This window comes from Terriglobales bacterium (genome assembly GCA_035691485.1).
In the GTDB taxonomy this organism is placed as follows: domain Bacteria; phylum Acidobacteriota; class Terriglobia; order Terriglobales; family Acidobacteriaceae; genus JAIQGF01.
Map to the genome: position 1 here is coordinate 11,936 of DASSIZ010000050.1, position 23,151 is coordinate 35,086.

Consider the following 23,151-nt stretch of genomic DNA (forward strand, 5'->3'; position numbering starts at 1 on the left):
CATCGTTGAGTTTTCGAAGCGACGAGCGGCTTCCAATCGGGAGTGATCACTCGTAGCGAAGCGCTTCCACGGGATCGAGCTTTGCCGCTTTCCATGCCGGGTAGATGCCGAAGAACAATCCCACGCTCATGGCGGAGCCGACCCCCAGCACAATCGCCCACGCCGGCACGGCGGAGGGAAGCTTGGGCATGGTCAGATTGATCACAACGCTGATTCCGATGCCGAGCAAGACCCCGATCGCCCCTCCGGTACCGGTGAGGGTGACGGCCTCGATGAGGAACTGGCGGATGATGTCGCCCCGCCGCGCGCCTACCGCCTTGCGCACGCCGATCTCGCGCGTGCGTTCGGTGACCGACATCAGCATGATGTTCATCACCCCTACCCCGCCCACCAGCAGCCCGATCGAGCTGACCACAACCGTGATCAGGCCGATCGCCCCCATGATCTGGCGGAACTGCGACGCCATCGCCTCCGCCGAGGTGACGGAGAAATTCTCCGGCTTGTCGAAGGGCACATTGCGTCGCCGCCGCAGCAGGCCGCGGACCTCGTCTTCGGCGGCCGCTTTCTGCCCCGGGAATGACTCGACGCCGATGAAGTGCTCGTCATAAGTGGGATGGTGCTTGCGAAAGCTGGTGTACGGCACCTGGATAGTTTTGTCGGCAGAATCGTCGCGGAAGAACTGCCCCTTGCGCTTGTCCAGCACGCCCACCACGCGGTAGGAGACGCCGTCCACCATGACCTCCTTGCCGATGGGGTCTTCGCCGGGGAACAGCCCGTCCTGCAAGTCGTACCCGATGACGGCAACGTCCATGCGATGCAGTTCCTCGCCGTCGTTGAAGAAGCGGCCTTTCAGCAAGTGCGCGTTGTAAACCTCGGCCCAGCTCGGCAGCGTGCCGTTGTGGTCGATCTGGAATACCTCGTTCCCCTTGTAGCGCGCGCTCACCGGCCCGGTGCGCCGGTCCCAGCGCTGAAAGACTTCGACCGTCGTGTTCTTCACAGCCGGACACTCCTGCTGGATGGCGATGGCGTCCTCGAGCGTGAGCGGCTTGCGCATGCGCTCTTCCTGGGTGCGGCGGCCGACGTGGAACCCGATGTCCCAGCGAAAGACGAAAAGCGTATTGGTGCCGTAGTCTTCCAGGAATGCGCGCACATCGCGGTCCAAGCCGACCACGATGGAGCCGACCGCGATCAGCGCCGTGACGCCGATGACCACACCCAGCACGGTCAGGAAGGAGCGGGTCTTGTGCGTACGCAGGGTGGACAACGCCATGCGCGCGTTCTCGCCCAGTTCCAGACGGCGGAAGAAGCTCGATTTTTGAATTGGTAGGCTCATCAGGTTTCGAACCTCAGGGCCTCGATGGGGTCCAGCCTGGCCGCCTTGCGCGCGGGGTAAATTCCGAAAAACAATCCGACCGCCGTCGAGACCACGAGCGCAATCAGCACGGCGGAGATGGGGACCGCCATCGGCACCGACGTGGTGTTGCGCACGATCAGGGCGCCGATCCATGCTACCGCGACGCCAATCGCGCCGCCCACCGCCGACATCACCGACGATTCCACTACGAACTGCATCAGGATGTCGCGGCGGCGCGCTCCAATCGACTTCCGCACCCCGATTTCCCGCGTGCGTTCGGTAACGCTCGCCAGCATTACGTTCATGATCACCACCCCGCCGATGACCAGGAAGACGCTTACGATTCCCACCATGCTGGAGGCCAGCACCGCAGTCAGGTTCTTCCACAAGCCCATGATGGTGTCCGAAGAGATGATGCCGAAGGTGTCTTCAGCGCCGGGAGCCAGGTGGCGGCGCGCCCGCATCAGCGCGCGCACTTCGTCCTTGCTCTGCTCCATCCACTCTGCTCCACGGCACTGCACGTTGACTGAAAGGCTCAAGTTGTGGCCGTAATACTTGAGGAAGGTCTGGATCGGGACGTAAACGAAGTTGTCCTGCGACTGCCCGAGCACGGTGCCGATCGCCTTCGCCACTCCCACAATCTCGTACTCGCGTCCGTCCACGGAAAGCATCTTGCCGATGGGATCCAGGCTGGGAAACAGCCGGCTGGCAGTTTCGCTTCCGATGAACGCGGTCGTAGCGCGGTGTTCGTTATCGGCCTCGGAGATGTACCGGCCCGTTTTCGGTTCTTCCACGTCCATCTGGCCGATGTTGGCGGTGACGCCGCGGATGGAGACATCCTCGAGGCTGTCGGCGCCGCTTTTCACCTTGCCATTCTTTCTCACCTCCACGCCCACCTGCAGAGGCAGGCGCAGGCCGCTGCGCATGGCTTCGTAATCGTCCCATTCGATCTTGCGGTTGCGGCGCTGCGCTTTCACGAAGTCGGCCGCGTTGGTGATGATCGGGTACTGGTGGACCAGAAAGACGTTCGACCCCATGTTGGCGACGCGGTCGGCGATGTAGCGGTTGGTCCCTTCGATCAGGGCGACCACCAGGATCAGCGTTGAAACCGACAGAATGATACCCAGCAGCATGAGAAACGAGCGCAGCTTGTGGGCGCGCATGGTTTCCAGCGCCACCACCGCCGGCTCGCGCAGGCGGAACTCGCGGTGCATCCTGGTCACACCTATCCTGGCCACACTTCAAGATACGCAAGTTCGGGAGGAAAAGTTCATGGAACGGGCGCGTGCTGCCCGTCACACATCCCTGTGATGAGCTCGTTTTTGCTTGGGTTCGCGTACTTCCGGGGAATATCGTTAAAAGATCCCCGCGCATACTCCCGCGCATACTAAGGAGCGTTGAGTGGAAACCCACCCCAAGGGCTCGCAGGCAAAAGTGTTGCTCGCCTCCGTGTTCGGACCCTACGCCCAGGACGATGCCTTCGGCAGCCGTGCCATCAATCCCATGGAGCTGTACCACAACCAGGTGACCCGCGCCCAGGGAAGCTTTTCTCTGCGCATGTTCCACCGCTCCTGGGGAATCATGATGATCCAGCACAATATCTGCGCCCCGTGCACGGTGCTGGATTTCCCTACCCGCAAGCGTTTCGAGCGCGAGCTGGTGGCCGAACAGTACGACATTGTCGGCATCTCCTCCATCATCCCTAACGTGGGGAAGGTGCGTGACATGTGCCGCACGGTTCGCCGCCTCTCGGCGCACTCCAAGATCGTGATCGGCGGGCACGTCGCCGCCATCCCGGGCGTCGAGCAGATGGTGGACGCCGATTTCATAGTTAAAGGCGAAGGCATAGCCTGGATGCGCCGCTACCTCGGCGAGGATGAGACCGCCCCCATCCGGCATCCGGCAATCATGTCAGCGTTTCAGCTGCGCGTCATGGGCATGCGAATGCCGGACTCCAGCAGCCGGACCGCGGCAGCCATCATTCCCTCGGTCGGCTGTCCCATGGGCTGCAACTTCTGCACCACCTCTGCCTTCTTCGGCGGCAAGGGGAAGTTCGTCAATTTCTACGAATCCGGAGACGAACTGTTCGACGTCATGATGCAGTCCGCGAAGGCCATGGGCACACGCTCCTTTTTCATGATGGATGAAAACTTCCTGCTCAACCGGCCGCGCGCCATGCAACTGCTGGCGCGCATGAAGCAGGAAAACAAGCCGTGGGCGCTGTACGTGTTTTCCTCCGCCAATGCCATTCGCAAATACACCATGCAGGAACTGGTTGAGCTCGGAGTCTCCTGGATGTGGATGGGCCTGGAATCGCCTCGCTCCGGCTACGCCAAGCTGAATGGCGCCGACACGCTTTCGCTGACGCGCGAACTCCGCCGGCATGGAATCAAGACTTTGGGCTCGACTATCGTCGGCATGGAACACCACACTCCGGAAAACATTCGCCAGGAAGTGGAGCACGCCATCGCGCACCAGACCGATTTCCACCAGTTCATGCTCTACACGCCGGTCCCGGGCACGCCGTTGTTCCAGCAGATGATGGACGAAGGCCGCCTGCTCGACGTCGATCTCGCCGACATCCACGGCCAGTACAAGTTCAATTTCCAGCACGCCGCCATCTCGCGCGACGATTCCAAGAAATTTCTCGATTGGGCTTTCCTCCGCGACTTCGAGCGCAATGGACCCAGCATCTACCGCATCTGCGAGACCATGCTGCAGGGCTGGAAGCGATACAAGAATTACCACGACGCACGCGTCCGCGCCCGTTTTGAATGGGAGGTGAGGCAGCTGAAGAGCGCCTACAACGCTTCCCTGTGGGCGATGGAGAAGCGCCTGAAACACGTCAATGGGCAAATCAGCCAGCAGATCAAGTCGCTGCGCAAGGAGGTGGAACAGGAGTTCGGCGTCGCCGCGCAGAGTACGCGCGCGTTCCTTGGCCCGCTGCTCCTGTGGACTTCCCGGCGAGAAGACAAGCGCCTGGCGAGGGGCAAGACCTACGAGCCGCCGACCTTCGTGGAGCGCAGAAACTGGTTGGAAGCGTAGGTCGACGGTCGCGGCGGTCGCGAAAATTGCAGGCGCCCGTAGACCAACGACCATCGACTATTGAAAGCCAATTGCCTCCCCACGCATCCCGATTTATCGTGCCTACATGGCGAAGAAAATTCGCGTAGGCGTTCTGTTCGGCGGGCGCAGCGGCGAGCACGAAGTTTCCCTGTTGTCGGCCGCTTCGGTCGTGCAGGCCATCGACAAAAGCAAGTACGACGTGGTTCCCATCGGCATTACCAAGGACGGCCGCTGGCTCAGCGCCGATAACGCCGAACGCTTGCTGCGGGGCGAAAAGACCGAGCCCAAGCATCTCCGCGCCGGCGACCCCGAAGTCACACCCGGGGCGGCGGTCCTGGCCAAGGGCGAATCGGTGATGGTCCCACCCGTCCCGGGGCACGAACTCCAGCCCTTTGAAACCGATGTTCCCCACCGCCGTACCAGCGACCGCGCCATTAATGTGGACATCATCTTTCCCGTGCTGCACGGCACCTTCGGCGAGGATGGAACCATCCAGGGCCTGCTGGAGCTGGCGGACATCCCCTACGTCGGCGCGGGTGTGCTCGGCTCCGCCGCAGGCATGGACAAAGACGTCATGAAGCGGCTGTTCCGGCAGTCCGGACTCGACATCGTGAAACACGTTACGGTGCTGCGCTCGCAATGGGAGAAGGACGCGAAGAAAGTACGGCGCGAGATCGAAAAGGCCCTGAAATATCCGGTGTTCGTGAAACCCGCGAACCTGGGCAGCTCAGTCGGCATTTCCAAGGTGCACGACCGCGGCGAACTCGATGCGGCGATGAATGAGGCGGCGCAGTTCGACCGCAAGATCATCGTCGAGCAGAGCGTCGGCGGGAAAGGCGGTCGCGCGCGGGAGATCGAGTGCTCGGTGCTGGGCAACGACCAGCCGCAGGCTTCCGTTCCCGGGGAGATCGTGCCGGCCGCGGAATTCTACGATTACAACGCCAAGTACATCGATGAGGGCTCCAAGCTGATCATCCCGGCGAAGCTGCCCCGCTCGCAGCAGAAGAAGATCCAGGAGATGGCGGTGAAGTGCTTTCTCGCCGTGGACTGCGCCGGACTGGCGCGCGTGGACTTTCTCATGGACCCCAAGACTGGCCGCGTCTTCGCCAACGAAATCAACACCATGCCCGGCTTCACCTCAATCAGCATGTATCCGAAACTGTGGGCCGCATCGGGTATCTCTTATCCCGAACTGATCGACCGCCTCATCCAACTCGGCCTCCAGCGTTTCGAGGAGAAGAAGAGGAACAAGTACACCAAGGACTGATTTCCCTGACCCTGCCGGCGCACAGGACCGGAACTTTGCTGCGCATCATGCGTAATCTAAGGAGGTAGTGGATTGCCTGGAGGGAACGCATGACACCGTCAGTAAGCAGGACTTTTCTGGCCTTCGCGGCCGCAGGATTTCTGGGCCTTGCGTCCCTGTCCTTCGCGCAGGACAACGACGATGTTGCCATTGGCCGCACGATCACCGTTGCGCCCAACGAAACTCGCGGTGATATCGCCTGCGTCCACTGTTCGGTTTACGTGCGCGGCTTGGTCAAGGGAGACATCGCAGTTTTCGATGGGCGGATCGTGATTGAGGGTGTGGTCACCGGCGACGTGGCCCTGGCGTGGGGAAATCTGCGACTCGGCGATGGCGCCCAGGTCGGCGGTGACGTGGCGGCTTTCGGTGGCGAGGTGAAGCGCAGCCCTTCGGCTACCGTGCGCGGCGACCAGGCGTCCTTTCCAAGGGGCAAGTTTATGGTCGCCGCCATTTTTGCCCTGGCGTGCTTCGGCGCTGTGATCGTCCTCATTCTATGGCTGCTCATGTGGCTGTTCCAGCGCGGCCGACCTGGGCCTGCTCCGCAGGTGGCCGGTCGAACCTAGCCGCAGACTAGATCAGTCGCACGGCCATGCAGGTGATGTCGTCGTGCTGGCTGGCCTGTCCGGAGAAGATCTTCAGCTCACCCATCAAGCTGTCCACCAATCCTTGCGCGCTCATCGAACAGCAGCGCTGAACCAGCGGTATGAGGCGAGCTTCCTCGTATTCCTGGCCGCGCTCGTTCACCGCTTCCACCACGCCGTCAGTAAAAATCACCAGCATGTCGCCGGGCCGCAGCACCGCACTGCCGCACAGGTACGGGGGTTCGTTTTGAATGCCGAGAGGCACGCCGCCGACCTCCAGGCGCTCCATCGTGCCGCCAGCGCGCCGCAGCAGAGGCGCATTGTGACCGGCATTGCAGTACGTCAATACGCCGGTGTGGGGATGCAAGAGCGCCAAAAACGCGGTGGTGAAGCGCCGGCCACCGAGACTGTTGGCGCAGGCGTAGCGGTTGAGTCCGGCTACCAGTTCGGGAAGTGTATGCGCGGTGGTCGCCAGCGTGCGCAGGCTCGCTTGCAGAGTGGCCATCAGCAGCGCCGCGGGCAGGCTTTTCCCGGCAACATCGGCGACCACCAGCAGCACGTCAGACGTTGGTTCCTCCGGTTGCGTCGGCAGCACGTCGTAGTAATCTCCGGCTACGGTGTTTGCCGGGCGAGACACGAACGCAACATCCAATCCCGCAATCTGCGGCGGCTTCTCAGGCACGAGCCAATGCTGGATTTCCCGCGCGATCTCCAGGTCGCGTTTCATGGTGACCCGATCCGCGATCTCCAGCACCAACAGGCCCAGCAGCATCAGCCCGCCCCAGAATGCAAGGCTGCTCCCGCCCACGTTCACACCTCGGTCGGAAACCTGCAACTGGAAGACGGGCACTGCCAGGAATACCACCGCCAGGATCAGGATAATGCGCCGCGCCGGAGACAGTTTCATCAGCACGGCCCAGAAGAATTGCTTGCTCAATGCCCAGAACCGCCGGCCGCGACGCAGGCCTTCCACATCGCCGCGCTTGAATTCGCGCGAGTACAAGCTGTAGCTGGTACGCGCCTCTTGAACGAACTGCGACCAGAGCTGGTTGAGCTCCAGTCCTTCGCTGACGCGCTCCCAAAAATCCTTCGCCCGTCGCTTGAAGGGGACCGGCGGGGGAGGGACGGAAGGAGGACGCGAGGCGGGGGCGGTGGCTGCCATTTTTGTGATTATAAGGGGTGAATCACAGTTTCAGGCCGGGCATGGAAAGAAGGAAATCTATTGTCGCTTGCATCCGGGAGGCGCCTTTTGTTATCATAACTAACCAGTTAGTTAATTATGGCGACGATGACTAAATCGAGATCGCTGGGCACGCGCGGGCAGCCCGAGCAGACGCGCGCCGCCATCCTGAATGCCGCCATCGCGGAATTTGCCCGCGAGGGCGTGGCCGGCGCGCGCACCGACGCCATCGCCCGCGGCGCCAAGGTCAACAAGGCCCTGCTCTACTACTACTTCCGAAATAAGGAAACCCTTTATGGCGCGGCGCTGGATTCGGTCTTCGCCGGCCTGACGGAGCGCATCTCGGCGGTGCTGGACCTTGACCTTTCCCCGCGCGAAGCCATTCTGGGATTTGTCGGAGCGCACTTCGATTACATCGCCAGCCACCCCGCGTTTCCGCGCATGGTGCAACGGGAGATGATGCGCGTGGGGCGCAGAGGCTCCCCGCACCTCAAGCGCATTGTCGAGACTTATCTGCGGCCCACCTTCATGCGCTTGCGCGAGGTGATGCTGGCAGGAATGGCCCGCGGTGACATCCGCAAGCTGGACCCGATGGAAGTGATGCCGTCGCTGATCGCACTCAATATCTTCCACGTCACTTCGATTCCCATGATGCAGTTGCTGGCGCCAGGCATTGACCCTCTTTCGCCGGAGCGCGTGGCAAAGCGGCGCGCCGCCGTGCTGGACTTCATCTCCGCCGCCATCTTCACCGCGCCAGGATCGCCTACGGAGGCCAGACGATGAAGGGCAGCCGTTTCTTGATCGTTCTCGTCGTCATGCTGGCGGTTGCGGTCGGCTACTACTTCGCCACCACGAACCGCGACGGTGGCCTGGTGCTGGTTGGCACGGTCGATGCCAACCAGGTGATCGTGAGCGCCAAAATCCAGGGGCGCATTGAGAAGTTGCTGGTGGACGAAGGTACCCCGGTCAAGCAGGGCGACGTGATCGCGGTGCTCGACTCTGCGGAACTGGAAGCGCAGAAGCGCGCCGCGGCCGACACCATCGCCGGCCTGCGCTCGCAGGTGACCGGCACCCGCGCCACTGAGTTGATGACGCGCGGCTCCACCTCCAGTGATGTCGTCAACGCGCGCGCCCGTCTGCAATCGGTACAGAGCCAACTCACGATGTCGGAAGCCAATCTCGAGCAGGTCTCCGCTGATACCGACCGTACCGTGTCGCTGGCCGACCAGGGCGTGGCTTCGCGGCAGGACCGTGATCGCGCGGTGGCGGCGTTGAAGTCCGCCAAGGCCAACGTGCAGTCTCTGCGTGACCAGGTGCGCGCCGCCGAAGCTGACCTGGCCTCCGCCGAAGCGCGCCTGCACAACACGCGCGCCGCCGAAAGCAACGTTGCCTCCACGCGGGCACAAATGATGAACGCCGAGGCGCAGCTTGCGCAAGCCGACACGCGGCTGGGGTATACGCGGGTGGTGGCGCCCATTGCCGGCGTTGTCTCGCTGCGCGCCGCGCGCCAGGGAGAGGTGGTCAATCCCGGTGTGCCCATCGTCACCCTGGTGGACTTGTCCGATACCTGGGTTCGGGCTGCCGTGCCGGAAACCTATGCCGACAAAATTGCGCTCGGCGACACCCTCAATATCCGCATGCCCAGCGGCGCCGTCATTCCCGGGAAAGTCATTTTCAAGAACACCGAGGGAGACTTTGCCACGCAACGCGACGTCAGCCGCAGCAAGCGCGACATCAAGACGGTTGCGTTCAAGCTCCGCATCGACAACCAGGGCATGAAGTACGCCACCGGCATGACTGCCGAAGTACTGGTGCCTGCTTCCAAGCTCAACGCCGCCTCGCCTCCAGCGCCGGCAACAGGACAGGGCAAGTGACCAGCGATACGACAATCCGGGAAACAGCGCGGCCTGCTGCCGGTGGTCCCCCGGCCATCGCCGTCGAGAACATCACGAAAAAGTATGGCGACTTCACCGCCGTGGATGGCGTGTCATTCAGCGTTGCGGAGGGAGAGATCTTCGGCTTGTTGGGTCCGAACGGTGCCGGCAAGTCCACCTTGATCCGCATGATGACCACGCTCATACCGATCACCGGCGGTAAGGCATTCATCGCCGGGCACGACGTGCAGAAGGAGGCGAACGAGGCGCGGCGTTCCATCGGCGTCATTCCGCAGGCCATGACCAGCGATATTGATCTCACGGTAGAAGAGAACCTGAGCATCTACGCCAAACTCTACGGCGTACCCCGCGAGGAGCGCGAGCGCGCGATCAACGATCTGCTGGAGCAAGTGGAGCTGACCAAGTGGCGCCGCGCCCAGACCAAGACCCTTTCCGGCGGCATGCGGCGGCGGCTGGAAGTCGCGCGCGGGCTGGTACACAGCCCCAAAATCTTTTTTCTCGACGAGCCGACCACCGGCCTGGACCCCGTCTCCCGGGTTGCGGTTTGGGAGATGCTCACCCACATCAAGGAACAGCGCCGCTTGACCATGCTGATCACCACCCACTACATGGATGAGGCCGATCGCCTGTGCGACCGCATCGCCATCGTGGATCACGGAAAACTGGTAGCGCTGGACACGCCCCTGGCTTTGAAGGCGAGTGTGCCGGCGGAAAACGTCATCGAAGTCCAGTTCGCGAAGACGCCGCCGGATTGGGAGCGCATGCTGCAGGCCCTGCCCAAGGTCAACTCGGTGCAGCCCGAGGGCGCGGGCATGTACCGCATTCTTTCCGCCGGCGCCGACAGTGTCACCGCGCTGGTGGAGTGCGCGTTGTCAGCCGATGTCGTCATCAAGTCGCTTTCCGTGCAGAGCACCACCCTGGACGATGTGTTCGTTCACTACACGGGGCGGCAGTTGCGCGACGAACAGGTCAAGGCCTTCGGGTTCGTCATGCCCGACCGCCCGGGGATGCGTCCATGAACCGCATGTGGGCCATCGTCGAACGCGAACTGCGCAAGTTTCTACGCTCCCCAGCGCTGATGCTGGTCTCCCTGGTGTTTCCCCTGATTCAGCTCATCGTGCTGGGCAATGCTTTCGGCGGCAAGATTCGCGACGCACGCCTCGGAATCGTCGACCAGGACGGCGGGGTGCAGTCGTTGCGCATCAAGGAGGCGTTTAATTCCGTTGCCGCCAACGTCCGCACCTTCGTGCCGGTCTATTACGACAACGACAAGCTGGCGATGCAGGATGTCAAGAACGGCAAGATCGATGGCGCGCTCATCATCCCGCCACAGTATTCGCGCCGGCTCTATGCCGAGGAAGATCCGCGGATCGCCCTCGTGGTGGACAACAGCGACAACTTCGTGAGTTCCGCGCTGGAGCAGAAGCTCACCGAACTGACCCGGGCGCTGAACACCCCCGACGTAGAACCACGCGTCGTGCAGCAGGTCGCTCTCGATGTTGTCGAGCTCTATCCTTATATCGAGTACATGAAGTACCTGCTGCCGGGATCGATCACGCTGGCCATGTTTGTTTCCGTGATGATCGGCGGCGGCATGCTCTACATCGACGACAAGGCGCGCGGCATCCACGAAGGCTTTTTGGTCACGCCGATCACCAAGCTGGAACTGATCCTGGGGCTGAACACGGCGGGCGCGCTCAAGGCGATTGCTTCCGGCATTGTCATCACCGTCGTCGGCTCGCTGCTCGCCGGCGTGAGCGCGACGTTCCGCCCGCAGCAGGCCGTGTTGCTGGCGCTGCTCATCCTGGTGACGTCGCTCGCCTTTAACACCATGATGTTCCTGTTCATGGTGCGCGTGGAGGACCCGCTGGTGCCGCGCGCCACCTTTGGCGTGCTCAACACGCTCTTGTTCTTCCCCAGCGGCGCGATTTACCCGATCAACGCATTTCCCAAGTGGTTGCAGGTGATCGCCATCGCGGATCCGTTTTCTTACGCCGTGCACGCCTTCAAGGCGCTGCTGCTGAAAGAGGCGGGATTCGCGGCCATTTGGCACGATCTGCTCTTCCTGACCCTGTTTGCCGCCATCATGATTTCCATCGCCACGCCGCTGTTCAAGCGCACCCTGTAGACCCAGCGGTCGCCGTTGACCCGTCAATCCTTGAGCCCGAAGCGTGACGCATGACACCTGACAGCTAGCTCCTCCCTAGCCGCTTACCCCAGACTGCTATCATTATTCCGTGGCCAGTACGATCTTTACCGCTCCGCAATACGATCCCCGGCGCGAGCGGCGCACCCGCATCATCATCGCGGTGGTGGTTGCCGCGATTATCGTGGTGGGGATCGTTGCCTATCTGTACCGCAACTGGCCCGAGGAGCGCGTGGTCAACCGCTTCTTTACCGCATTGGTGAACAAGGATTTCGAACAGGCCTACGCCATCTGGCTGCACGATCCCAACTGGAAGCAGCACCCCGCGAACCCGAACTACTCCTTTCGCGAGTTCTACAATGACTGGGGTCCGGGCGGAGAGTGGGGCATCATCAAAAGCTTTCACCTGGATGGCTCCGCCAATCCCAAGCAGGGAAGCGGCGTGGTGGTGGTGGTCACGATCAATGAGCGCAAGGAGCCGGCGCGCATCTGGGTGGAAAAGCAGGATAAGACATTGACCTTCTCGCCTTACTAGCTTTCAGATCAATTTACTGAGGCGCACAAACTCAGAGACAACTCGCTCGACCGTCCGCATCGTCCATTCATTCATCTTATGGCGGAAGGCTTCTACTACTTCGGGTGCACGGTTTCGTTCGACTGCCCGATCTGCGGCCGCTGCAGTTCCGAGAAGCTGGTGTGCGAGGCGCGCAGCCCCGACCCGGAGCGGGTCGCGAGGTTTGTCTCCAGGCAGTCCATTGATTGCCAGCTGTGCGGCGCGGCGCAGCCAGACAGGCAAAAGCGCACGGTGCAGGTCCTGCGCTCTGATCTGAGGAGCCTTCAGCGGCTTGCTTTCACGACTCGCCAGGCTGCGTGAAATGTAAACGGGGCGCTTACTGCGCCCCGCTCACAACAAATCTGGAAGCTGAACTATTTTCCCGTGCCTGCCGCCATTTTCTTGACCATGGCCAGAACCAGCTTGCGATCGCTGTCATTCAAACTCGAGGAATAACGGCGTATCTGCGTCAGGAAGCGGATTTCGTCTTCGCTTAACTGCGGCAAGTTGCGGGTGCCGTTGTCGTGCGTATTGTCGGTGAAGAATTGCGCCAGCGGCAGTTCCATCGCGCCGGCAATCTTGGCCAGTGTGTCCAGGGACGGAATGGTATGGCCGTTTTCGACGCGTGACAGGTAGCAGCGCAACAACCCCGTGCGCTTCTCGATGTCGCCTTGTGACATGCTCTTTTGCAGACGGAAATTGCGGATCGTCTCGCCGATATTCATGTTTGGTTTTTCAACACCTAGGGCTATCCGGGGGTGCGTGCATAGTAACCAGAGTAGAACGTGGACGCAAGCACAAATTTTGTCAGTGCTGCCCCGATTTCCGTGCAAGCTTTTGGCTCCCTTATCTTAGGCAGGTAACAGGCAGATAATTAACCACTTGTACATCAACCCATGAGCATCCCGCCGTTCACGTTGAGCACGTGACCGGTGATATAGCCGGCTTCCTCGGAGGCGAGAAAGCGTACCGCCGCTGCCACTTCTTGGGCCGTGCCCGCGCGCCCCAGCGGAATCATCTGCAGCGCGCTCTTCTTCAGATCCGGCGCGAGCCCATCGGTCATGGCCGTCTCCACCCATCCCGGAGCTACGGCATTGACGGTGATATTCCGTGACGCGACTTCGCGCGCCAGCGCCATGGTCAGTCCAATCAGCCCCGCTTTTGATGCCGCGTAGTTAGCCTGGCCGGCCTGCCCAATCTGGCCGAAGATGCTGCTGATGTTGATAATCCTTCCCCAGCGCTGGCGCAGCATCGGGCCCAGTGCCTGCTGGCAGCACAGGAAGGCGCCGGTAAGGTTGGTGGCCATAACATCGTCCCAGTCGCCCCGTTTCATGCGCAGGGCAAGCTGGTCGCGCGTGATTCCGGCGTTGTTGACCAGAATGTCAAGTTTTCCGAGCTTGGCCACGACCGCCTTGATGCCTGCCTTGATCTGCTCTTCGCTGGCCACGTCGAGCTTGAAAGTTTCGGCGCGGCCGCCGCTGCCGGAAATCAGCCCGGCGGTTTCCGCCAGCTTCTCCTGATTGCGGGCGGCTAGCGCGACCACCGCACCCGCTTCAGCCAGGGCGATGGCGCAGGCCCGCCCGATGCCTTGCGACCCGCCGGTCACCAATGCCACGCGCCCGTCCAGCCGGATTCCCCGGTAGTCCGACATGCCTTCTCCGGAAAGCGGGAATTATAGCAACCACGGTTGCGACCTCCTTACCGAGTGACGCCGACGCAGTTGTTACCCGACGCTGCTCTCGCTGATTTGAGCTTCCCTCTCGTCGGGCGGGCCGCTGCCTTCCGGTTCGATGTGGCGGAACAGGTAGCGCAGCAGGGGCGGGGCCAGCAGGGTGGTTACGCCGGCCATGAAGATCACAACGGCGTAGGCCTGCTGCGATATGGCTTTCATCTGCAGACCGATCAGGGCGACAATCAGCGCGACCTCGCCGCGCGGCATCATTCCCACCCCCACCTTCACCGCCGTGGAGACGCCTTCTCCAATCATCGGCAGCCCGCATCCCAGCACCTTGGAAACGATTGCCAACAGCGAAATCACGATGGCGGTCACCCACACTTCACCGCTGAACAGGTGAATGTTGAGGCGCGCGCCCATGACGAAGAAAAAGAACGGCGCCAGGAATTCGTTGATCGCGTGTACCCGCGGCTGCAGGTTCCATTCCGGAGAGTAGTCGGCGAACATCAGCCCGGCAAAGAAGGCGCCCACGATCGCCGCCATACCGATCTTGGTGGCAGCTACCGAGAGGCCGAGGCAGATGGCGAGTGCCAGGATCAGAGGCGCGTCATGCGTTGACATGCGTTCCAGTCCGGTGCGCATGCGGCCCACCACGCGAGGGCCAATGAAGATCATGAAAATGGCGAACCCCAGCGCTTCCACAACCAGAACCGTGATGTGAATCCAGCGGATGCTGCCCCCGGTGGCCAAGCCGGCTACGATGGTCAGCACGATCATGCCGAGAATGTCATCGAACACCGCCGCGCCCAGGATGATGCGCGCCTCGCGCGTGTTGAGGGCATGAATGTCGCTCAAGACACGCGCCGTGATGCCCACGCTCGTCGCCACCATGGCCGCGGCGACGAAGATGGATTCGTGCACCGGTCCGCCTTTCATGTGCAGGTAGGTCAAGCCAAGCAGGAAAGGGATGGCGACACCGGCGATGGCGACGCGTACCGATTGCCGCCCCACCCGGATCAGGTCCTGCGGTCGTGTCTCCAGGCCGACTGTGAACAGCAGGAATATCGCGCCGATTTCCGCGATCGACCCGACCGTGTCGGTGGGCACCACCAGGCCGGTGGCTTGCGGGCCCAGAATCACACCGGCGAGAATTTCCCCCAGCACCGCCGGCAAAGAGAGTTGCTCAAAAATTTCAGCAAACACCTTGGCCCAAACAAAAATTGCGAACAGTTCGAGCAGGAAGGTATCGGCATTCTGCGGCATCGTGCAATTACCAGGTTGCGGGCCCGGGAGACTCTTCACTAGATGCGGGGGCCTGAGTGCAAGCGCAGCGCCTGCAGGGGGGAGATTTCTGTCTACCGCAAGCCGGCGTCGCACACCAGAAAAATCGAGAGTAGCTGCTGGATTTCAGTCCCTTCCAGCTCTCGATTTTTGTTTAAACACGGTAAAGATGTGGCATGTTCCTTGCGGCCAATGAAGGACGAAATGAAGCGTAAGGGGCCTCTCGCTCACTCCCTCTGGTTAGTCGTGGCCTTGTCCGCGTGTGCCCTCGCTGCCTGGTCGGCTACCCTGGTCCGCTGGCGCTCACCGCTGCAGGAAGTCGTTCCGTTCGCCATTTTGGGCGTAGTCCTGGCGCTAGGCTTGGTCTTCGGAAGGTCGGTGGGCATTCTGGGGTCCGTCATTGCCGCGTCCATCTTTGCCTACACCATGTATCCCCAGGGCAGCCTGCGCATCGCCGACCCCGGCGCCCGCTCGCTCGTTGCCTGGATGTTATTGGCCGGGGTGAGCTTGTCTTACCTGCTGCTGCCGGCGCACGGCGACCGCACCAAGCGCGGGCAGTAGAAAATCCCGCGCGGTAATAAAACAACAACCGCAGTCATGTTGGCATCCTATTGTATTCAGGGGAGCTTTTTGCGTCCGCAGGGACGATTCCCGGCTCAAGGAGGACCAAAATGGCGACCGTGCAGGTCCCATCCCTTGTGGACCGTTGGGCGCGTGCGCCCTTTTACTTTAATTCCGCCGCGCACCTGCTTCGCATCGGCCGGGAGCGCGCCACGAACCTTGCGGAACTGCTCGACGCCCTTCGCAGCTGCCCCAACGATTCCATTTTTCAGCACACCTTCCAGACGCTGCAGGAGCACCATTTCATTCGCGAAGGTTTTTCCAACGACTTCGCGCACTGGGCCTTTGCCGCCTGCAACGAGGTAGGGCTGGCGGAGCGTTTGGCCGCCATTGATGTCCGCGAATTTACCAGCATTCCCGACCTCCGCAATCGGCTGGTTGATATCACTGAGGAATATCTCCAGCGCAACGCCCGCGCGCGGGATCGCGCCGCCCTGGAGCCGTTTTATTTCTGCGCCTCTGACACGGTGGTCATTCCCACTCCGTTCGTCGCGCGCAACCTTGCCGAATTTATTGACTCTTTGAAAAAGGTCAGCATTCACAGCATTCACTACCACTTTATCGAGGCCCGGCTGCGGTTGAAATTGAACTCCAATGACTTCTCCATCTGGCTGGAAGAAGAGATGGACTTGGGGGCGGTGGCCGACCGGTTGAATCGTATCGACATTTACACCTCGACCTTGCACGATGTTCGCGACCAGATTTTACGTATCCTGGAAAAAGTTCCACAACGGGCGCACTGAGGAGAGAGGGTCCGATGGACGAGCGCAAAAAAGCGAAGGAAGCCACCATCCTGCGCGACCGGGACGGCAAGCAAGAAAGCGCGCCCAGCCCGCCCGCTGCCGCCACCCCGCGCAGCCGAGATGGGAAGCAAGAGAGCGCGTCCAGCAGACCTGGCGCGAACGACGTCCGCGACCGGGATGCCAAGCAGGAGAGCGTGACCAGTCCCGCCGCGGTAGCGGCCTCCCGTTCGGCTGGAAGCACCACGGCGCCTCCGGCCGAGGTGCCCCCAAAAGAGCGACGCAAGCGCCCGCGTATTTCCGATACCCCGCCGCTGCCTCCGCCTCCGCCTCGGCTCGACGACTACGAGCCCATCATCGGTCGTCCTGAGCTTGACGAGCTACGTTTTTTGGCCCGTCAACTGCGCGGCAAGACGGTCAAGATGGTGAATTCGACTGCGGTGGGAGGCGGCGTCGCGGAGATCCTCAACCGACTCGTTCCGCTGATGAACGAACTCGAAGTCCATACCAAGTGGGAAGTCATCACCGGCGGGAACGACTTTTTCGAAGTAACCAAGGGCTTCCACAACGCGCTGCACGGCGGCGAGTACAACCTGACGCAGCAAGCCAAAGACATCTTCATGCTCTATAACGAGCAGAACCGCGCGCGCATGGAGTTCGGGGAAGACTTGTTCGTCATTCACGATCCCCAGCCAGCCGGGCTCATCCGCTCACGGGCGCGCAACCGGGGCCGCTGGATTTGGCGCTGCCACATCGATGTCAGCAACCCCCACCCCGAAGTCTGGGGATTCCTGCGCCCGATGGTCGAGCAGTACGACGCGGCGATTTTCTCCTCGCCTGCATTCTCGCGCCAGCTGTCGATCCCGCAGTACTTGTTCTATCCCGCCATTGATCCGCTGTCGGAGAAGAACAAGGAACTGCCGGAGGAATACATCGCCAAGGTCTGCGACGACTTCGGCATTGATCGCACTCGTCCCATCGTCACCCAGATCTCGCGTTTCGACCGCCTCAAGGACCCCGTGGGCGTGATTCAGGCCTACAAGCTGGCCAAGAAATATGTGGATTGCCAGCTGGTGCTGGCCGGCGGTGGAGCGACCGACGATCCGGAAGGCGCCGCCGTGCTGCAGGAAGTCATGGACGAGGCCGGGGAAGATCCCGACGTAATCGTGCTCAACCTGCCACCCTGGTCGGCGCTGGAGATCAATGCCTTGCAGCGCGCCTCCACCATCGTTGTTCAGAAGTCTCTCAAAGAAGGTTTCGGTCTCACCGTTACCGAGGCGCTATGGAAAAACAAGCCGGTAATCGCCGGCGCTGTGGGCGGCATTCCAACCCAGATCATCCACAAGCTCACCGGCGTTCTGGTGCACTCGGTGGAAGGCTGTGCTTACCAGATCCGCTACCTGCTCACCCATCCGGAATACGCCGCCCAGATGGGCCGCAACGGGCGGGAGCATGCCAAGGAAAACTTCCTGATGACCAGCAACTTGAAGCGCTACCTGCTGCTGTTCCAGATCATGCTGGGCATGGCGCGGCCGGAGAAGGAGCCCATAGAAGAATGAGCCAGGGCGGCGTGAAATTTGGCTTGCTGTCACCGAACGATTATTCTGAAGATAACCCGGGGCGCAGGTAAGTCGAGGGGGAAGGATATTTTGGCCGGTCTAAAGGATGACCCGATCGCGGTGAATTTACCCAGCGCGGAGGAGGCCCGCATACGCCTGGCGGCCATCGTTGAGTCCTCCGACGATGCCATTATCAGTAAAACCCTGGATGGAATTATTACCAGTTGGAACGCCGCTGCTACCCGTTTGTTTGGTTATCAGCCCGAGGAGATCATCGGCCGCTCCATTCTCACGCTGATTCCCGCTGAACTGCAGCACGAGGAGCCTTTCATCATTAGCAAGCTGCGCGCCGGGGAGCGCATTGAACATTACGAGACTCGTCGCGTTCGCAAGGACGGCACGATCTTCGATGTCTCGCTGACTATCTCGCCGATCAAAGACTCCACCGGGCGGGTGATCGGGTCTTCCAAGATTGCCCGCGACATTACCGAGCGCAAGCATGCCCAGGCAGCCCTGATTCAGTCAGAGAAACTGGCCGCCATCGGCCGCATGGCCGCCGCTATCGCGCACGAGGTCAACAATCCGCTGGAAGCGATCACCAACCTGGCCTACCTGCTGGTGCACCAGCCCTCGCTCGATGAGGAGGCTCGCCGCTGGGCCCGATTGCTCTTCGACGAAGTCGGCCGTGCCAGTCGCATCACCAAGCAGAGCCTCGCCTATTACCGTGATACCGACCACCCGGTGCCGGTGAACGTTACGGAACTCGTAGAAAGTGTCATCGATCTGCACCGGCCGGCGTTGATGAAAAAGAACATTCGGTTGCGGACAATGCACTGCGATGACACCGCCACGGTGTGCGGTCTTGCCTCCGAACTCCGCCAGGTATTGGCCAACCTCTTTCTCAATGCGATGGACGCGGTGAGCGTGGGAGGCGCACTGCTGGTCAAAGTGGTAACTCGCCCCGATGGAATGGTACGCATTGCCGTCGCCGACAATGGCAGCGGCATACGCAGGGATCAGCGCCAGCGGCTATTCGAGCCCTTTTTCACCACCAAGGCCGGCCGCGGGACCGGCTTGGGACTGTGGGTCAGCGATGGTATTGTTCGCAAGCATGGCGGCCGCATTCGCGTACATTCCTCAACGGCAAGCGGTCGCAGCGGCACCATCTTTACTGTCGTCCTGCCTGCCCACCGCGGGCAAGCGGAAGTTTCCAACGCGGCATAAAGTTTTTCAGAACAACTCGCCACCGTTGTACACCAGCTCGCCTTCGATTACCCGCGCCACATCCAGGAGCTTGTGCGGACGCGCAGCTCCCGTGCCGTCAATGTGCAGCACGGTGTGGCCGTGCGCTACCAGGTAGTCCGAAACCATCATGCGATGACAGTGAAAGTACACGCGCTCGGCGCACATGTAGGCGGTCGGCTTCTCTTCCGCCAGCTTCACCAGTTTCTCGGCCGCCGCCCGAAACTCCGCGGTCAACATATAGTCGGCATAGTTGCGGAAAGAATCGTTGCGCAGCGCCGTGTTGGGAGAGTCGTTGCGGATCTTCTTGCGCCTCCCGCCCAGCTCTTTCATCCACACGTACTCGATGGCGCTCTTGGGAAGCTCTTGTTCCAGGTTTTCGCGGTTGAACTGCGGCAGCCGCCGCGACATGGGAAAGGCGCGGATGTCTACCAATCGTTCTATTTTGTGGGCCTGCAGGGCGGCCACTAAGTCGTCGAACGAACGCGTCGAATGGCCGATGGTGTGGAGCGTTGCCAATTTCGTAAGTCAGTAATTTAGTAGTTTGCGGAATCTTTGCCGAGTTAACTAGGCGCAGCCGCAGGCCCAAATTACTGAATTACGAAATTACAAAATGATCCGCTCGTCCCCCACCCGCTTTGTCACTCTTTCCCGGTCCAGGTACTCCAGTAGAGGGATGGCGTACTTTCGCGAAACTCCAGTCAGGTCCTTGAAGGTGGCGACGTTGATCTTCGGCGTTTGCGCTTTCGCCCCGGCCATCAGCTTGCGCAGTTGATCGAGCGCGTCGCGATGGAATACCAGGTCGTCCGCCAATTTCACCAACACCCGGTCGCGCAGCAGCAGCGTCATGATCTTCTGCGCGCGGGTGCGGTCCACTTTGACTCCCGCCAGCACGTCCTTCAATGCCGGGACCTTCAAGCCGGCGCTGGCGAAGGCCTGCTCGATGACCTTCTTGGATTCCGCTTCCTCGTCTTTCATGACCACGCCGCGGCCGGCGGCGCGCACAATCTCCGCCGAGGTCTCCAGCTTCTTCTCGCGCGCCAGGGACTCAAGGACGGCATTGAACACGGTGGCTTCGAGGCCGAGCTTTTCTGCCAACTCACCCTTCGTGATCCCGGGCACCAGCGGGTTCGCGCTATGAAACGCATTCACGGCAGCAACCGCTTCGTCGCGCGCCTGTTGAAGCGCCGTCGCCGATAGCAGCAAGTCGCCGATCTTCACAATTGCCTCGGCGGAGCCGCCTGCGGCCGCGGCCATTTCTTCCACTCGCTTTGGCGGCCACCAACCCGTTTCAGCGATCAGGTTGGCGGTGGTGAGCCCGCGTTTGCCCCGCCGTGCAACCCGCACTGCCAGTACTTGGGCCGGCGTTCCTCGCGAGACGCTTTCCAGGAACCGCATCTTCGACTCGCCCGGGATGCCCTTCACTGGCGGCGCGGTGTCCAACACCGTTCCGCCCCCGATTGTCACCACCGGCGAGAACTGCCGGATGATGTAGCGGTCGCCAGGCAGCAGCAGCAGCGGATCGCGAATCTTCAGCTGCGCAAACCCGGCCTGCCCCGGCTGCAGCGCCTTTGCCCCAATCAACGCGACTTCGGCAATCGTTTCGCTGGTGTAGGCGTGCAAGTGGACCCGGGAGCGGTCGCGCAGCGGCTTGGCCGTCGGCAGCAGCGTCAAAGAGACGTCCGCGCGCGTGGTGGTCCGAAACATCCCGGGATAGATCAGTGTCATCCCGCGCGCGAGTTGCTCGGTGGCCGTGCCGGAAAGGTTGAGCGCGGTGCGCTGTCCGGCAACCGCCTGTTCCGCCGCGGCGCCGTGAACTTGCACTCCGCGCACGCGCACCTTCCGTCTGCCGGGGAAGACCTCCAGTTCGTCTTCTTTCTTCACCGTTCCCGAGAGCAGGGTCCCCGTCACCACCGTGCCAAAGCCTTTCATGGTGAAGACGCGATCGATCGGCAGCCTTGGGACCGAGGTCGAGTCCTTCGCCTGCACCTGACCGGCCACCTGCACTAGTGTGCGCTTCAGTTCGTCGAGTCCCGCTCCGGTCTTGGAACTGACAGGAATAATTGGCGTGCTCCCGGGATCGAGAAAGGAGCCGCCCAGGTACTCTCCGACCTCCAGTTTCACCACGCTGAGCGACTCGCTGTCCACCAGGTCGGACTTGGTCAGCACCGCGATGCCGCGCGAGATGGCCAGCAAGCGGCAGATATCGAAGTGCTCGCGCGTTTGCGGCTTGATTCCTTCGTCGGCGGCAATCACCAGCAGGACAAGATCGATGCCGCCCACGCCGGCCAGCATGTTGCGCACGAAGCGTTCGTGGCCGGGCACATCGACGAAGCCCAGGCGCAGCGTATCGCCGCATTCGTCGGCGAGATCGAGGTGGGCGAAGCCGATATCGATGGTGATGCCGCGCCGCTTTTCTTCCTCGAGCCGGTCGGCATCAATCCCGGTCAACGCCTTTACCAGCGCGGTTTTTCCGTGGTCAATGTGTCCGGCGGTTCCGACGATGACCGATTTCATCGCTGAAAGTGTAAATCAGGCGGGCCAGTCGTAGGATGGGGAGCCCCCGAGGAAGGGGCTCAGGGCGTACGTTGGTTGACGCTGCCCCGAGCGGCCCTGATGTTTCTATCAGGACGGTGTTTCATTCGTTAATAGTTCAGATGCCGCCGCCGCGCGCGAGGTTTGATTGCAAGCTAAACCGGAACTTAATTTCGCAAGTTTTGCCGCCTTTTTCCATTGGCGGAGCGAAACGTGAAACCTGGAAACTCGAAGCCTTTGAAACGTCAAACCTGTTCCTTCATGCGACAATACTGATGAGACTCCCCGAATGCCCACCGAAAGCGCGGTTACGCCCGAAGTCGTCTCCGAACACAACCTTACGCCCGACGAATATCAGAAAATCCTGTCGCTCCTCGGCCGCGCTCCGACCATCACCGAACTCGGCATCTTCAGCGTGATGTGGAGCGAACACTGCTCCTATAAATCGTCGCGGGTCCATCTCAAGCGCTTGCCCACGCGCAGCCGCCTCGTGGTGCAGGGGCCCGGCGAGAACGCCGGCATCATCGACATCGGCGACGGCTGGGCGTGCGCTTTCAAAATCGAATCGCACAATCATCCATCGTTTATCGAGCCTTTTCAGGGCGCAACCACCGGCGTGGGCGGAATCCTGCGCGACATCTTCACCATGGGCGCTCGCCCCGTCGCAGTTATGGATTCGCTGCGCTTCGGTCCGATCCAGCCTTCCCAAGGGCTTTCCCAAACCGATCTTCACCGCAATCATTCCATCCTCGAAGGCGTGGTCAGCGGCGTGGCCTCGTACGGCAATTGCTTCGGAGTGCCGAATCTGGGCGGGGAAACGAAATTCGAGTCCTGCTATTCGGGGAACCCGCTCGTGAACGCGTTCGCCCTGGGTCTCGTGCGCAAGAACGAGATCTTCTACGCGCGTGCTGCCGGTGAAGGCAATCCGGTGATCTATGTCGGCGCAAAGACCGGGCGCGACGGCATCCACGGCGCCACCATGGCCAGCGAGGAATTCAGCGAAGCTTCTGAAGCCAAGCGCCCCAACGTTCAGGTGGGCGACCCGTTCCTGGAGAAACTGCTGCTGGAAGCCTGCCTCGAAGCCATGCAGACGGGCGCGATCGTCGGCATTCAGGATATGGGTGCGGCCGGTCTCACCTGCTCGACCTGTGAAATGGGCGGCCGCGGCGGCGTGGGTATCGAAATCGAACTCGACCGCGTTCCTCAGCGCGAAACCGGCATGACTCCTTACGAGATCATGCTTAGCGAGTCGCAGGAGCGCATGCTGCTGGTCGCTCAAAAAGGCCGCGAACATGAAGTCTTTCGCGTCTTTGAAAAGTGGGGGCTCGATGCAGTCGAAGTCGGCAAGGTCACAACCGATAACAAACTACGCGTGCTCGAACACGGCAAAGTCGTTGCCGAAATCCCCAACCAGGCA

General features: G+C 61.4%; 22 protein-coding genes. 14 read left to right on the forward strand and 8 right to left on the reverse strand.

What is annotated here, in order from left to right; genetic code table 11:
• Nucleotides 1-46: 46 nt before the first annotated feature.
• A complete protein-coding gene (locus VFI82_06300) occupies nucleotides 47-1,333 on the reverse strand; it encodes an ABC transporter permease (protein HET7184276.1) in 1,287 nt (428 codons plus the stop codon).
• On the reverse strand, nucleotides 1,333-2,568 hold the full coding sequence (locus VFI82_06305; protein HET7184277.1) for an ABC transporter permease: 1,236 nt from the start codon (nucleotides 2,566-2,568) through the stop codon (nucleotides 1,333-1,335). The genes VFI82_06300 and VFI82_06305 overlap by 1 nt, the downstream gene beginning before the upstream one ends.
• 187 nt (nucleotides 2,569-2,755) lie before the next feature.
• Between VFI82_06305 and VFI82_06310 the strand changes: the two genes are divergently transcribed.
• The 3 genes from VFI82_06310 (at nucleotide 2,756) to VFI82_06320 (ending at nucleotide 6,289) form a co-directional block, all read left to right on the forward strand.
• Nucleotides 2,756-4,399 carry a B12-binding domain-containing radical SAM protein gene (locus VFI82_06310; GenBank protein ID HET7184278.1) on the forward strand — a complete coding sequence of 548 codons (1,644 nt, stop codon included), beginning with the start codon at nucleotides 2,756-2,758 and terminating at the stop codon, nucleotides 4,397-4,399.
• A gap of 106 nt (nucleotides 4,400-4,505) precedes the next feature.
• Complete coding sequence (locus VFI82_06315) at nucleotides 4,506-5,687, forward strand: D-alanine--D-alanine ligase (protein HET7184279.1); 1,182 nt, start codon at nucleotides 4,506-4,508, stop codon at nucleotides 5,685-5,687.
• 89 nt (nucleotides 5,688-5,776) lie between these two features.
• Nucleotides 5,777-6,289, forward strand: a complete 513-nt coding sequence (locus tag VFI82_06320; protein ID HET7184280.1) for a polymer-forming cytoskeletal protein — start codon at nucleotides 5,777-5,779, stop codon at nucleotides 6,287-6,289.
• A gap of 7 nt (nucleotides 6,290-6,296) precedes the next feature.
• Here VFI82_06320 and VFI82_06325 read toward each other — a convergent pair whose 3' ends face one another.
• Nucleotides 6,297-7,469 carry a PP2C family protein-serine/threonine phosphatase gene (locus tag VFI82_06325; protein ID HET7184281.1) on the reverse strand — a complete coding sequence of 391 codons (1,173 nt, stop codon included), beginning with the start codon at nucleotides 7,467-7,469 and terminating at the stop codon, nucleotides 6,297-6,299.
• Nucleotides 7,470-7,595: 126 nt separating this feature from the next.
• Here VFI82_06325 and VFI82_06330 point away from each other — a divergent pair, with 126 nt between their 5' ends.
• The 6 genes from VFI82_06330 (at nucleotide 7,596) to VFI82_06355 (ending at nucleotide 12,402) form a co-directional block, all read left to right on the forward strand.
• Nucleotides 7,596-8,270 (forward strand): TetR/AcrR family transcriptional regulator, encoded by a 675-nt coding sequence (locus tag VFI82_06330; protein HET7184282.1) that lies wholly within the window; start codon nucleotides 7,596-7,598, stop codon nucleotides 8,268-8,270.
• Nucleotides 8,267-9,361: an efflux RND transporter periplasmic adaptor subunit gene (locus VFI82_06335; protein ID HET7184283.1), complete on the forward strand. Its 1,095-nt coding sequence runs from the start codon at nucleotides 8,267-8,269 to the stop codon at nucleotides 9,359-9,361. The genes VFI82_06330 and VFI82_06335 overlap by 4 nt, the downstream gene beginning before the upstream one ends.
• Complete coding sequence (locus VFI82_06340; protein ID HET7184284.1) at nucleotides 9,358-10,401, forward strand: ATP-binding cassette domain-containing protein; 1,044 nt, start codon at nucleotides 9,358-9,360, stop codon at nucleotides 10,399-10,401. Before VFI82_06335 ends, VFI82_06340 begins: the two co-directional genes overlap by 4 nt.
• Complete coding sequence (locus tag VFI82_06345; protein ID HET7184285.1) at nucleotides 10,398-11,510, forward strand: ABC transporter permease; 1,113 nt, start codon at nucleotides 10,398-10,400, stop codon at nucleotides 11,508-11,510. The genes VFI82_06340 and VFI82_06345 overlap by 4 nt, the downstream gene beginning before the upstream one ends.
• A 109-nt stretch (nucleotides 11,511-11,619) precedes the next feature.
• Entirely contained in the window at nucleotides 11,620-12,063 is a 444-nt protein-coding gene (locus tag VFI82_06350; GenBank protein HET7184286.1) for a hypothetical protein, read from the forward strand.
• A gap of 78 nt (nucleotides 12,064-12,141) precedes the next feature.
• A complete protein-coding gene (locus VFI82_06355; protein HET7184287.1) occupies nucleotides 12,142-12,402 on the forward strand; it encodes a hypothetical protein in 261 nt (86 codons plus the stop codon).
• 53 nt (nucleotides 12,403-12,455) lie between these two features.
• Here the strand turns inward: VFI82_06355 and VFI82_06360 are convergent, their stop codons facing one another.
• From VFI82_06360 to VFI82_06370, 3 genes are all read right to left on the reverse strand, one after another.
• Nucleotides 12,456-12,806, reverse strand: coding sequence for a helix-turn-helix transcriptional regulator (locus VFI82_06360; protein ID HET7184288.1), 351 nt, complete (start codon nucleotides 12,804-12,806; stop codon nucleotides 12,456-12,458).
• 164 nt (nucleotides 12,807-12,970) lie between these two features.
• Nucleotides 12,971-13,732, reverse strand: a complete 762-nt coding sequence (fabG, locus tag VFI82_06365; GenBank protein ID HET7184289.1) for a 3-oxoacyl-[acyl-carrier-protein] reductase — start codon at nucleotides 13,730-13,732, stop codon at nucleotides 12,971-12,973.
• 72 nt (nucleotides 13,733-13,804) lie between these two features.
• A complete protein-coding gene (locus VFI82_06370; protein HET7184290.1) occupies nucleotides 13,805-15,019 on the reverse strand; it encodes a cation:proton antiporter in 1,215 nt (404 codons plus the stop codon).
• A gap of 222 nt (nucleotides 15,020-15,241) precedes the next feature.
• Here VFI82_06370 and VFI82_06375 point away from each other — a divergent pair, with 222 nt between their 5' ends.
• From VFI82_06375 to VFI82_06390, 4 genes are all read left to right on the forward strand, one after another.
• Nucleotides 15,242-15,598 carry a DUF4118 domain-containing protein gene (locus VFI82_06375; GenBank protein ID HET7184291.1) on the forward strand — a complete coding sequence of 119 codons (357 nt, stop codon included), beginning with the start codon at nucleotides 15,242-15,244 and terminating at the stop codon, nucleotides 15,596-15,598.
• A 110-nt stretch (nucleotides 15,599-15,708) separates the two neighbouring features.
• Nucleotides 15,709-16,401 (forward strand): DUF5752 family protein, encoded by a 693-nt coding sequence (locus VFI82_06380; protein HET7184292.1) that lies wholly within the window; start codon nucleotides 15,709-15,711, stop codon nucleotides 16,399-16,401.
• 14 nt (nucleotides 16,402-16,415) lie between these two features.
• Nucleotides 16,416-17,957 carry a glycosyltransferase gene (locus VFI82_06385; protein ID HET7184293.1) on the forward strand — a complete coding sequence of 514 codons (1,542 nt, stop codon included), beginning with the start codon at nucleotides 16,416-16,418 and terminating at the stop codon, nucleotides 17,955-17,957.
• 90 nt (nucleotides 17,958-18,047) lie between these two features.
• On the forward strand, nucleotides 18,048-19,181 hold the full coding sequence (locus VFI82_06390; protein HET7184294.1) for a PAS domain S-box protein: 1,134 nt from the start codon (nucleotides 18,048-18,050) through the stop codon (nucleotides 19,179-19,181).
• Between the two features lie 6 nt (nucleotides 19,182-19,187).
• On the opposite strand, the gene VFI82_06395 is transcribed toward VFI82_06390, so the two are convergent.
• Nucleotides 19,188-19,718, reverse strand: coding sequence for a DUF488 domain-containing protein (locus VFI82_06395; protein ID HET7184295.1), 531 nt, complete (start codon nucleotides 19,716-19,718; stop codon nucleotides 19,188-19,190).
• 87 nt (nucleotides 19,719-19,805) lie between these two features.
• The gene (selB, locus tag VFI82_06400; protein HET7184296.1) at nucleotides 19,806-21,716 is read right to left on the reverse strand and encodes a selenocysteine-specific translation elongation factor; all 1,911 of its coding nucleotides are present in this window, start codon (nucleotides 21,714-21,716) and stop codon (nucleotides 19,806-19,808) included.
• 307 nt (nucleotides 21,717-22,023) lie between these two features.
• Here selB and purL point away from each other — a divergent pair.
• On the forward strand, nucleotides 22,024-23,151 hold a 1,128-nt coding region (gene purL / locus VFI82_06405), incomplete at its 3' end, for a phosphoribosylformylglycinamidine synthase subunit PurL (protein ID HET7184297.1).